The organism is Moheibacter sp., assembly GCF_049672845.1.
In the GTDB taxonomy this organism is placed as follows: Bacteria; Bacteroidota; Bacteroidia; order Flavobacteriales; family Weeksellaceae; genus Moheibacter.
Window position 1 is genome coordinate 55,143 of record NZ_JBATWT010000025.1, and the last position, 12,003, is coordinate 67,145.

Annotated in this window: 13 protein-coding genes; 8 read left to right on the forward strand and 5 right to left on the reverse strand. The window is 36.8% G+C overall.

Going from position 1 to position 12,003, the window contains the following annotated elements; all coding sequences use genetic code 11:
* Positions 1–5 precede the first annotated feature (5 nt).
* Positions 6–1,061 (forward strand): diphosphomevalonate/mevalonate 3,5-bisphosphate decarboxylase family protein, encoded by a 1,056-nt coding sequence (locus WBF63_RS12095; RefSeq protein ID WP_424369985.1) that lies wholly within the window; start codon positions 6–8, stop codon positions 1,059–1,061.
* 63 nt (positions 1,062–1,124) lie between these two features.
* On the forward strand, positions 1,125–2,018 hold the full coding sequence (locus tag WBF63_RS12100; protein WP_424369986.1) for a T9SS type A sorting domain-containing protein: 894 nt from the start codon (positions 1,125–1,127) through the stop codon (positions 2,016–2,018).
* A gap of 563 nt (positions 2,019–2,581) precedes the next feature.
* Here the strand turns inward: WBF63_RS12100 and WBF63_RS12105 are convergent.
* Positions 2,582–2,983 (reverse strand): hypothetical protein, encoded by a 402-nt coding sequence (locus WBF63_RS12105; protein ID WP_424369987.1) that lies wholly within the window; start codon positions 2,981–2,983, stop codon positions 2,582–2,584.
* A 50-nt stretch (positions 2,984–3,033) separates the two neighbouring features.
* Positions 3,034–3,963, reverse strand: a complete 930-nt coding sequence (locus WBF63_RS12110; protein WP_424369988.1) for a YihY/virulence factor BrkB family protein — start codon at positions 3,961–3,963, stop codon at positions 3,034–3,036.
* 29 nt (positions 3,964–3,992) lie between these two features.
* Between WBF63_RS12110 and rlmH the strand changes: the two genes are divergently transcribed.
* Genes rlmH through WBF63_RS12135 form a run of 5 tightly spaced genes read left to right on the forward strand, consistent with a single transcriptional unit; the run spans position 3,993 to position 8,591 of the window.
* A complete protein-coding gene (gene rlmH, locus WBF63_RS12115; RefSeq protein ID WP_424369989.1) occupies positions 3,993–4,466 on the forward strand; it encodes a 23S rRNA (pseudouridine(1915)-N(3))-methyltransferase RlmH in 474 nt (157 codons plus the stop codon).
* On the forward strand, positions 4,459–5,307 hold the full coding sequence (locus tag WBF63_RS12120; RefSeq protein WP_424369990.1) for a lysostaphin resistance A-like protein: 849 nt from the start codon (positions 4,459–4,461) through the stop codon (positions 5,305–5,307). Before rlmH ends, WBF63_RS12120 begins: the two co-directional genes overlap by 8 nt.
* Positions 5,298–5,870 (forward strand): RdgB/HAM1 family non-canonical purine NTP pyrophosphatase, encoded by a 573-nt coding sequence (gene rdgB / locus WBF63_RS12125; protein WP_424369991.1) that lies wholly within the window; start codon positions 5,298–5,300, stop codon positions 5,868–5,870. Before WBF63_RS12120 ends, rdgB begins: the two co-directional genes overlap by 10 nt.
* A 2-nt stretch (positions 5,871–5,872) precedes the next feature.
* Entirely contained in the window at positions 5,873–6,814 is a 942-nt protein-coding gene (locus WBF63_RS12130) for a ribonuclease Z (protein WP_424369992.1), read from the forward strand.
* Positions 6,815–6,833: 19 nt separating this feature from the next.
* Complete coding sequence (locus tag WBF63_RS12135; RefSeq protein WP_424369993.1) at positions 6,834–8,591, forward strand: DUF4153 domain-containing protein; 1,758 nt, start codon at positions 6,834–6,836, stop codon at positions 8,589–8,591.
* On the opposite strand, the gene WBF63_RS12140 is transcribed toward WBF63_RS12135, so the two are convergent.
* The 3 genes from WBF63_RS12140 to WBF63_RS12150 are packed head-to-tail and all read right to left on the reverse strand — an operon-like array spanning position 8,578 to position 11,222.
* Positions 8,578–9,585: an AMP-binding protein gene (locus WBF63_RS12140; protein ID WP_424369994.1), complete on the reverse strand. Its 1,008-nt coding sequence runs from the start codon at positions 9,583–9,585 to the stop codon at positions 8,578–8,580. The genes WBF63_RS12135 and WBF63_RS12140 overlap by 14 nt on opposite strands.
* Positions 9,582–10,175 (reverse strand): DUF1684 domain-containing protein, encoded by a 594-nt coding sequence (locus WBF63_RS12145; protein ID WP_424369995.1) that lies wholly within the window; start codon positions 10,173–10,175, stop codon positions 9,582–9,584. Before WBF63_RS12145 ends, WBF63_RS12140 begins: the two co-directional genes overlap by 4 nt.
* 9 nt (positions 10,176–10,184) lie before the next feature.
* Positions 10,185–11,222, reverse strand: coding sequence for an o-succinylbenzoate synthase (locus WBF63_RS12150; protein ID WP_424369996.1), 1,038 nt, complete (start codon positions 11,220–11,222; stop codon positions 10,185–10,187).
* Positions 11,223–11,331: 109 nt separating this feature from the next.
* Between WBF63_RS12150 and WBF63_RS12155 the strand changes: the two genes are divergently transcribed.
* Positions 11,332–12,003, forward strand: a 672-nt coding sequence (locus tag WBF63_RS12155; protein WP_424369997.1) for a choice-of-anchor J domain-containing protein, incomplete at its 3' end; no start/stop codon positions are given.

A 12,003-nucleotide genomic window follows, 5' to 3' on the forward strand; every position in this document is an offset into this window, starting at 1 on the left:
CTTTCATGAAAGAATTCAAATCAAAATTAAATTCAGAAAAATATACTATTTCGGGAATCGTTTCGGCCAAATGTCCGTCCAATATCGCTTTGATTAAGTATTGGGGAAAGCGCGATGTGCAGATTCCGATGAATCCTTCACTGAGTTTTACGTTGAATGAAAGCAATACCCAAACCGAATTGAAATTCAAACCCAATGATTCGGGTGAATTTAAATTAAAAGTTTTTCTGGACAATGAACTTAAACCCGATTTCGCTCCGAAAATCATTACATTTTTCAATCGGATTGAAGAATTTATGCCTTTTCTGAATCGATTTGAATTTGAAATAAATACACATAATACTTTTCCGCACAGCAGCGGAATTGCCTCGTCTGCATCGGGGATGGGCGCTTTGGCGCTTTGCTTGACCGAAATGGAAAATCAACTGGGCGGAAATCTCAGTGAAACGGAAAGACTTAAAAAGGCATCCTTTCTGGCGCGTTTAGGGTCGGGGAGTGCATGTCGTTCGGTTTATCAGAGCATTACGGTTTGGGGCGAAACTTCAGCAGTTGAAAGTAGTTCAGATTTGTACGCAGTACCTTATCCGTACGAAATCCATGAAAATTTCAGAAACTTCCAGGATACGATTTTGCTGATTGAAGAAGGAGAAAAAGAAGTTTCGAGTACAGTCGGGCATAAACTGATGGAAGGACATCCGTATGCAGAGAGAAGATTTGAGTCTGCAGCAGAAAATCTGAAGAAACTGATTCCGGTTTTGAAAGAAGGCAATCTGGAGGAGTTCGGGATAATTGTGGAACATGAAGCTTTGAGTCTGCATGCGATGATGATGACTTCCAATCCTTATTATATATTAATGAAACCCAATACGCTATATGTAATTGAAGAAATTTGGAGGTTCAGAAAGGAAACCGGACTTCCTTTATACTTTACACTGGATGCGGGTGCAAATGCTCATTTGCTTTTCCCGGAAAAAAATAAGGTTGAAATAGGTGATTTTATCGATAAAAGCTTAAAAAGCTATGCAAAACAGGGTAAAATGATTAAAGATTTTTCAATTTAACTATTTTATTTAAAAATTTTGATTATTTTCGGGCATTGAAAAATTAATTTAAACAAAAAAAACATGAAAAAATTTTCTATTCTTTTAGCTGGTTTGGCTTTTACTGTAGGATTTGGACAAGTAGGTGAGCTTTCTCAAGCTTTGGATCAACAAATTATTTCAACTGAGGGAACAACCGATGCATGTGGTGTGGATATTGCAGATGACAATTATTGGGGAGGAGCAATTAATGCAACAAAGTATGCGAGTGTGTTGCCTATGGATCCAGGAAGTGCTTTTCATCCAGAAAGCTTGAACTTATTAATAGGTGTTTACGAAGATGAATCTTATACAGTAGATGAAAAAGAGTTTATCTTCAACATCTATGATGATGATGGAAGTTTCTACCCAAATAATGCTATTTCTACTTATACAACAACTCCTTCTGCAGCGGAATTCGTACAAGCAATCAACTTGACTAGTGGTGCAGTTGTTTATGTATACGATGTTACATTTGACCTAAACGGAATGCCTGCGGCTAACTTAGTTGGTTTTGATAATTGGTTTGGTATTGAAATGGCTGTTGATGATGGTATTCAAGTTGGACTGAACTTTACTTTATCTGCAACAGGATACACTTACTATTATGAAGAAGGTTTCTGGACTTTATTTAACTCATCAGCTCCTGATGCTATTTCATTTGTATATACTCTTACAGGAGACTGTACTGAAATGGGTGTAAATGATATGGAAAAATCAACAGTGAGTGTTTACCCAAATCCTGTAAAAGATATTTTAAATATATCTACTAAAAATGTTGATGTTAAAGAAGTTACTGTTTTGAGTTTAAGTGGACAAGTTGTAGCTTCATCTAAATCTAATTCTGTTAACCTTTCTTCACTTCCTGCAGGAGTTTACGTAGTAAAAGTTGTTGATGCAAAAGGAAACGTAACTACTTCTAAAGTTGTTAAAAAATAATTGAATAATCTCAATTAAAAATATAAAGCCATCTCGGTTCAACCGAGGTGGCTTTATATTTTCAGCTTATAATGAACTATAGATTTAAAAATTATGAATCCATTATTATTCATTTCGACTATATTACTGGAGAAGATAGGAAAGTCATTTTTATCTTAATAGGCTTCTAATGTTGTATGATAACATAAAAAGTGAATTAGTAAAGGTTTCATTTACTCGACCATAGAGAAATATCTCAGAACGATGTCTTATTATATGTTGAGCATTATGGCATAATGCTGGTTCGATTTTACAGCTTTAAACAGTGCTTGATCTGGTTTTATAATATTTTAAAGCCATTGGAGTCCTGCAAAATATTGTTTAAAGGGGTATTCATGTATGTGATTAAATTATTATAAAAAAGCCACTTGTTTATGTGGCTTTTTTGTTATCCTTGATCAATATTGTTAGAATAATTCTTTTTGTTTTAGACAATTTTATTCAAATAAAATTAAGAAATTAATTACCTACGAGGTTCTTTAATTACCTTAGTGAAAATCTTATTATAGTCGCTCAGCTATTTTTTACCAACAAAAATTTTCCAATACGTTGTTGCAATGCGTTCCATCAGGTCTTTTATATGTTATGGAAATACTATAATTAGTGCACGGAATACCTGAACATACTTCTCCGGAAAATTGGTTTTTCGAAATAGTTCCCGAAGTAGGACAATTATCACAGAAATATACTTCTTTAGAACAACCTACAATCCATATGTCAACAACTCCACCAGTTCCGTTTGCTTGATATTTTATGGTTTGGGAAGTATCATAAATACAAAGTTCTACACAGTCATTTAAAAGAGTCCCGAAACATGGAATTTGTTCGTTATTAGTTTCAATCAAATTGTGCTCATTTTTTTCAATCTCAGTTAAATTTAACCCGAAAAAAATCATGATAAAAGTTGTAATTAGCAATGTTTTCATAATATTATATTTTAAATACTTCTTAAATATATAAAAAATATTTTAAAACTTCACCTGATCTTTCTTGTCTTCGCATAATGAATGGCGGCATTCAGCTCAAATCCAATCATGATTAATAAAACGTTGATGTAAACAAAAATCATCATAATCATCACCAATCCCACTGAGCCGTACAGCAAATCATAATAATTAAACTTTTTGATGTAGTACTGGAAACCCATCAGCGTTACAAAAAATAAAACCGTCGCCATGACTGCACCGGGCGCCACATTGCGGAATCTTTGTTTCACATTGGTCCCATAATAGTACAGCATCACAAGCGAAGTGAAATAGAAAAGTGATGCCGAAGCAAAATTCAGCACACTGATCATAGTCGGAACTTCCAGAAAAGCTCCGTATTCTTCAATATAACGCCAGATGAAAGTCGTGTAATAAGTAAGAATTAATTGTGCGATGATGAAAACTACAAAAAATAAAGTCAGAATGATGGAAATAAAGCGGTTGTGAATGCCCTTTCTACGTTTGGCATATCCGTAATGTGAAGCATTGAAACCATTGATCATCACCGTGATTCCGTTTGACGAAAGCAGAATCGTCAGGATGATAAACAATGAACCGATGCTCCTTCTGCCTTTTCCATCTGCCGTTTGGGAAACATATCCGATGACCTCATTGGTAATTCTTTCGGGCAGAATTCGCGGAATAAATTCCGAAAACAACAAAGTCTGGATTTCCTGGTAAAGCGGCGCATAAGGCAAAACGCTGAACAAAAACAAAAGAAAAGGAAAAACACTGAAAAAAAACGCCCAGGAAACCGCTCCCACACGCAAAGCAAAAATCCGGTTGGAAATCCCTTTCATCAAATATCCGATCAATGTGTAAAGAGAAGTATTGTTGAGCGACTTAAATTTAATTCGCTTCCCTACCTTTACAAAAAGATTATCATTGGATATTTTTTTCAACTTTGATCGAATCGCCATAATTTTGTAGTCAAATTGATAAATTCAAAATGAATATTACCCTGATTTGCATTGGAAAAACCGATGAAAAACCATTGGAAGAACTGATTCAGAAATATGAAAAGAGACTTCCCATCCATTGGAATTTCCAGCGAATGGAGATTCCCGACATCAAAAATCGGAAAAACCTTTCGGAATCACAACAAAAAGAAAAAGAAGCCGAATTAATCTTCTCTAAATTAAACAATTCCGACTATGTAATTTTATTGGACGAAAGGGGAAAACAACTCAGTTCATCTGCTTTTGCCGGTGAATTACAATCCCTGATGAACCAGTCCGTAAAGCAAATCGCATTTGTGATTGGCGGACCTTATGGTTTTTCGGATGAAGTTTATAAACGTGCCAACCGCAAACTTTCCCTCTCCGAAATGACATTTACTCACCAGATGATCCGATTGTTTTTAACCGAACAAATTTACCGTGCATTTGCTATCTTGCAGGGCAAACCTTATCATCATGAATGACCAGTTAAAGGAAGAGAAATTCGGAACGGTACCACAGACTTCGCAGTTTAAAATTCCCATTTTCAAATCCATAGTCGCAGCTTTAATTGTCGCAGTTTGTCTTCAGCTCATTTCTTCGGTGATCAATATCCCGGCTTATTTCAAGGAGGAACTCTATCATATTACCTTGCCAGTTTCATTTCTGGTTGGGGGTGTACTTGCGATATTCATTCTGATTCCTTATGTAAAAACAAGCTGGAAAGCGATTCTGGCGCACATTTGGCAACCGGCGAGCATCGGTGTTTTATTTCTGAGCACACTTTTTTATATTTTCATGTTGCCTTTTGCCGAATTTTTAACTTCGATGATTCCCACCGAAGGAATTCCCTGGCTGGAAGATTTTTATAAACAAATCATTCAGGCATTTGAAATGATGATGGATTATAAAATCGCCGGATTCATCACGGTTTGTATTCTGGCACCCATTCTCGAAGAAATTTTATTTAGGGGAATTATCCTTCGCGGATTGTTTCAGCAAGGTGTTTCGCCGATTATTGCCATCGCACTGAGTTCCTTACTATTTGGACTGGCGCACATGAACCCCTGGCAATTTCTGGGCGCAGGACTTCTCGGAGCTGTATTCGGATTTGTGTATTACCGCACCAAAGCACTCTGGATCTGCATCTTTCTCCACGCACTCAATAATACAGTTTCATTTATTTTTATGTTGCGATATAAATCCATGGATGAAAATGTCACCAATCCCAACAATTATACTTCTGTGATGATATCTTTTGCAATAGCCGTATTTTTGGGATGGAGTCTTTATAAAATCACGAAAAACAAAGTCAAATGGAATTAATTTTTGCTTCGCATAACGAAAATAAAGTCAAAGAAATACGTTCGGTTCTTCCGGACTCAATTCAGGTTTTGTCCTTAAATGACATTGGATTTCACGAAGAAATCGAAGAAACCGGAAGCACATTGGAAGAAAATTCCAAAATAAAAGCAGAAACCATTTACAAAGAAACCGGGAAAAATGTCTTTGCAGACGATTCGGGACTTTTTGTGGAAGCACTCAACGGCGATCCGGGTGTTTTTTCTTCGCGCTATGCCGGAACCGGAAATTCAGTTGATAATATTGAAAAATTATTGAAAGAATTAAATTCAAAAGAGATTCGAAAAGCTTATTTCAAATCGGTTTTTTGTATAATTATCGACGGAGAAATTCATTATGTAAGCGGAGAAGTTCACGGAGAAATCATAAACGAACCCAGAGGAAATCAGGGTTTTGGATACGATCCAGTTTTTGTCGCGGACGGACACGAAAAAACCTTTGGTGAAATGGATTCCGAACAAAAAAATCAAATCAGTCACAGAGCCAAAGCGGTACAGAAATTGATTAACTTTATCGGAAATTTATAGTATTGTCTTTGAAACTTACCATACTGGGATTTAACTCGGCCATACCTAAGAAAAAATCGGCACCGACTGCTCAGCTTCTCGAAATCGCCGGGCGCAATTTCCTGATTGACTGTGGCGAAGGAACCCAGGTTCAACTTCGAAAAGCCAAAGCCAAATTCTCCAAAATTCATCATATTTTCATCTCCCACTTGCATGGCGATCATGTTTTTGGATTGGTCGGACTCATCAGCACTTTACAACTTTTGGGCAAGGAAACGCCTTTGTATATTTTCGGGCCGAAAGGAATTCAGGATTTCATTATGAACCAGCTGAAACATACACAGGCGAGATGTACTTTTGACATCGTTTTCAAAGAACTGGAAAGCAAAGAAAGCGTTAAGGTTTTTGAAGACGATAAAGTGGAGGTTTTCACCATTCCGCTGGATCATAGAATTTATACTAACGGTTATTTGTTTCGTGAAAAAACAAAACCCCGAAAACTGAACATTCAGGCCGTTCGGAATTATCCTGAAATTGAAATTTGTGATTATGAAAACCTGAAACGCGGACGTGATTTTCAGTTAAACAATGGAGAAATCATTCCCAATGAAGCACTCACGCTAGAGCCGGAAAAATCTTTCAGTTATGCTTTTTGTTCCGATACGCGGTACAAACCGGACATAGTTCCTATCATAAAAGATGTGGATATTCTCTATCACGAAGCGACTTTTCTGAGTGATTTGCAGGAAATGGCGCAATACACGGGACATTCCACCGCACGCGAAGCCGCGACAATCGCCCGCGATGCCAATGTCGGAAAGCTTATTTTGGGACATTTTTCCAACCGATATAAAAATCCGAATGTTTTGCTGGAAGAAGCCCAAACCGTTTTTGAAAACACCATCATTCCGGTTCAGTTTGGGGTTTATGAGCCTGATCATGAAATTTTGAACCTGAATTCCTGATTCACTAAAAACTTAACACATGAAAAACAAATTCCATGAAATTCTTTTAAATGCAAAAGAAGCTATTTTCCGTTATCCGCTTGTTTTATTGATGTCCGCGATTATGTCGCTTGCAGCCATAATGCTGATTGAAGACATTTTGGATGATAGTTTTTTTCTCATCAAAATCATAATTGTTTCTTCCATAGGGATTTCGCTGATGTTTGCGCTGAAAATCTTTTCCCAGCGTTGGAAAATGAATTTTTTCATTGAAATTTTGGGAATTTTATATCTAATCGGATTTTATTTCATCTTGCCGAAAGATGATGATGATTTCACTGAATTTTACGCTTATTTGTTGATTCCGGTTTATATTCTATCGCATTTATTGGTTTCTTTTGTGGCTTTTATGCGACGAAAATACCTGGAAATTAATTTCTGGCAATACAATAAAAATCTTTTTGTGAATTTCTTTCTCACATTGGTTTTTACGGGCGTACTGACCGGTGGCGTTTTGCTGGCTGTTTTGGCGGTGGACAAACTCTTCAATGTAGGAATTAGAGATAATTTATATGCAGAGATAGCAGTTTCACTTTTGATTTTTGGTAGCAGCTTTATCTTTTTGCTTTTCAATGAAACCGGACTTGATTTTCTGGAAAAAGAAGGGAATTATCCGGTGGTTTTAAAGTTTTTTACTCAATACGTTTTGATACCGCTTTTGAGTATCTATGTGGTCATTTTGTATTTTTATTCGGGGAAAATTCTGATTAACTGGGAACTTCCGCGCGGTTGGGTTTCCTATCTGGTTTTGGCTTATTCGATTGTCGGAATTCTGGCTTTGCTATTGGTTCATCCACTGAAAGAAAATACCGATAAATTCTGGATACGGATATTTTCAAAACTATTTTATTTTACGCTGATTCCGCTCATTCTTCTTTTGTTTATTGCAATTTTCACAAGGGTTTTGGAATACGGATATACCGAACCGAGGTATTATGTTTTACTGCTTGCGCTCTGGCTTTCGACGGTAGTAGCTTATTTTATTTTCAGAAAAAGTCCAACGATTAAATTCATTCCGATTTCGCTTTTCTGTTTTGGAATTTTCGCTTTGATTTTTCCTTATTTCAATGCGTTTTCGGTAGCAAAAAGAAGTCAGAAAAATGAATTGGAAAAAATTCTGAATGAAAATAATTTATTGGTCAATGGGAAAATTGATTTCACCCAGGAAGTTCCGGATACTGTTGCTTATGAAATTGCCGATAAATTTGAGTTTCTGCATAAACGATTTGAAAAAGATTATGTGCATAATTATTTGAGTGAAGAGATGCAAAAAGATTTTCAAAACGCATATTATTGGTCATTGCCTCAGAAGTTTTCCAACCGAACTTATTCCACAGTTACGGTTTCTAGCAACGACTATGTGAATTTGGTTTCCAAAAATGTGAGTTATGATCTTGATGGATTCGAGCATATCGTTGTTTTTCCAGAGAATGAAGAAAATCCGGTGACAATAGGTAATGACAGTCTCGAAATGATTTTTAATAACGGAAATTCAAGAAAATATAAGTTAATGCTTAACAATGCGGATTCACTGGATTTGAAACCTCTGTTTGATGATGTTTTCAAGCAATTTAAAGGAAGGGAAAATTATCAGAAGGTTGACGAACTCTTTGTAGAAGGGGATTTGGGGAAATACCGAGTAAAAATAATTTTCAAATCGATAAATCGTTCGAGATACAATGCGCAAGAATTTAATTATTGGTATGAGAGTCCGATTGTATTACTCAAATTGAAATGATCAATCCCCTGATTTTTTCTCTTTGCAATTTTCCACTTTCGGTACGTGGGAATTTATCGAGAAAATAAATTGCCTTGGGTTTTTCAAACTTCTCCAAAGTTGAGGGCGGAAGCATTTCCAGCAATTCGGAATAATCGTTTTTTTGGCCTTCCACAATCAGAATTAACTTTTGACCTAAAGTTTCATCGGGAAGAGAACTGATGATAAATTCCGTTTCGATAAAGGGTTTCAACTTCTTTTCGATTTGTTCGGGAAAAAGTTTTATCCCTCCGGAATTGATGACATTATCGGCTCTGCCCAACCATTTGAACTGGTTTTTATCTTTAATTTCAACGATATCATTGGTAATGATTTCCTCTTCAAAATAAGGCGTTTGAATAATCAGACATTCCCTTTCATCCTGTCGGATTTCGATGCCTTTTAGAATGGTAAAAAACTCCTCCGAAATTTCCTTTAACCCAATGTGCGTAATAGTTTCGGTCATTCCATAGGATTCGAAACTTTGGGTCGGAATTTCAAGCAATCTTTTTCTCAAAGGTTCCGAAAGGGGCGCGCCACCGATCAGCAAAATTCGGATTTTGGATAATTCATCAAAAGAATTTTCTACCTGCATCGGGGTCATCGGAACAAAGTCGAGAGAGTCAGCAAAATTCAAATCTATTTTCGATTTTGGTTCCACGCAATAGAGTTTGAGTTTCAATTCCATGGCTCGGACAATCATCATTTTTCCGGCGATAAAATTGACCGGCATACAAAGCAAAGCGGTATCTCCGGGTTTGAGTCCAAAGAATTTTCCGGTCATTTGGGCGCTCATTTTCATCGAAGTTTTGGGAAGTTGAATTTCCTTAGGTGTCCCGGTGGAACCGGAAGTTTTGCTTGGCACAAAAGGGGAAACGGAATTCCATTCTTCAAGAAAATCCAGGATGTTTTTTTGCCAAGGAATTGCTGAATTTAATTCATCAAATATTTGTTTTGAAAAATCTAACAATTTCATTCTGAATAACTTACTCCTGCTTTGATTTCGGTGTCGAGATAATTATTGGCCGGCGGAATCGGACAATTATAATATTTGCTGTAAGCGCAATAAGGATTATAGGCTTTATTGAAGTCAATCCTCAATTTATTGGATTGAATATCAGTAATTTCAAAATCTAAATAACGTCCACCACCGTAAGATGTATCGCCATTTGTTTCATCCATAAACGGCAGAAACAAGGAATTTTCATAGCCCTCAATCGGCGGATCGGACTGATAAATAGTCAGTTCGTGGAGATTTCCATTGAGTTTAAAATTTAATTTTCCGTATTCTTTGTAATGTTTAATTTTCTGAGCCGAAGTGGGAAAAGGAATGGTTTTTCCGTTTTCAATCGGAGTAAAATCAGCATTTACAATGTATTTTTTATCAATCGGGAAAAATTGAATTCCTTGGAATGAGTCTTTTTCATCTTCTTTCAACGGAGTAGTTTCCGGATTTTCCCATTCTTTTTTGAGATTGGTTTGGTAAGTATTTATTTCGTCGAGGTTATAGCCGGCGCAGGAAATAAAAAGTGGGACAATCAGCAAATAAATAATAATTCGGCTCATGGTTCAAATTTAAACAAAATAGAGTTGGTCTTTTTCGACTTTCAGGCGTGAATAGAAATTATTTTTGAACAGGGAACCCGTTCCAAGTCCTTGCGGCAAAGGATTTCCAAGCGTATAGGTCCATTGTGCTATGGCGTTCAGGCCGATGTTGCTCTCCAGTGCCGATGTAATCCACCAGCCGGAATTCTGTGCTTCCGCGATTTCAATCCATTCCTCACTGCCTTTCCATCCGCCAATCAGGCTTGGTTTGAGAATGATGTATTGTGGTTGGATGATTTCCAGGAGTTTAGATTTTTCTTCCTTTTGGATTACGCCAATTAGTTCTTCGTCCAAAGCAATGGGTGTAGGCGTTTCGGCGCAAAGTTGAGCCATTTCATGAATTTGCCCGGCTTTAATCGGTTGTTCAATGGAATGAATTTCCAGTTCTGCCAATTGTTTTAAAACGGTTTGAGCCAGATTGAAATCAAAGGCTCCGTTTGCGTCCACGCGAATTTCCATTTCGGATTCTGAAAATTCTTTTCGAAGATTTTTGAGAATGCCATGTTCTTCGTTCCAGTTTACGCCTATTTTCAGTTTGATACAGCGGAAATTTTGGTCAATTTTCTCGCGGATTTGTTGTTTCATAAAATCGGGAGAACCCATCCAGATAAGTCCATTTATGGGAATTCCGGCTTTGCTCTCTGTAAATGCGCTTGGAAATAGCACCGGGTTAAATTCGTCTTTGGCTTTTTTATCATTATAAACTTCGCGGGCTTTAAGGATTTGCTCCATGCCGAACTGAATTGAAGGGAATTCACGGATTTTTTCCCACCAGTCTTTATCTTCAAAATCAAAATTTTTACAAATATTTTTCAGTTTCTCTTCATAGGAGGGAATATCGTCAAAACTTAAGCCTCTGAAGAGGGCAGCTTCTCCAAAATATTCTGTTTCATCGGGGTCATTTATCTGAAGACGAATGAGATAAGTTTCCTTTTCAGTAAGGGTTCCTCGTGAAGTTCCGCCGGGTTTTTTGAAGATTAATTTATAGGATTGATGATTTAGTTTCATAATAAAAATTGGGTAAACGTTGAAGTTCCAAAATTATTTTAAAAATCTGTTAATAATTCAAAACAAATTTATAATTTAGTCGCAACTATTAATTAACATTTTTTAAATCATGAGGAAAATTTTATTTTATCTGATGATGGTTTGTTTTTCGTGGCATAGTTACGGACAACTATTATCAGAAGGTTTTGAAAGTGGAACATTCCCGCCATCTGGCTGGGCCGCTTTTATTGGGACTAATGGGTTAGGTACTGGGCAGAATTGGAAAGCAGCAGGGCCGGCTTATCAGGGTTCAAGTGCTGCGTTTGTTCGGTATGAAAGTACAGCAGGAGTTAATGAAGATTGGTTGGTTACTCCCGCTATTGATTTATCAGCGCATGAAAATGCTGAATTAACATTTTGGACAAGACAAGACTTTAGTCCGGATTGGGATTCAGAATATTATGTAATGGTATCCACGACTTCACAAACTGATCATGCAAGCTTTACAGAAGTTGCTTTTTGGGATGAATCAACTCTGAACACAACTTACAATATTTATGAGCAGAAGACTGTTGACTTAAGTGCTTACGCTGGAGAAACCATTTATGTGGCATTTCTTTTTGTAAACGATGACGGAGACAGCTGGTATGTTGATGATGTTGTCGTTACAGGTGATGAAGGAGGTACTACAGATCCTGAGTATTGTATTCCAGAAGGAGTCAATACTGCTCGTTATATTAATAATTTCACTGCAACAGGTAACACAGATAGTGTAAGTAACCTTGCAAGTGGTTTCTCAGCG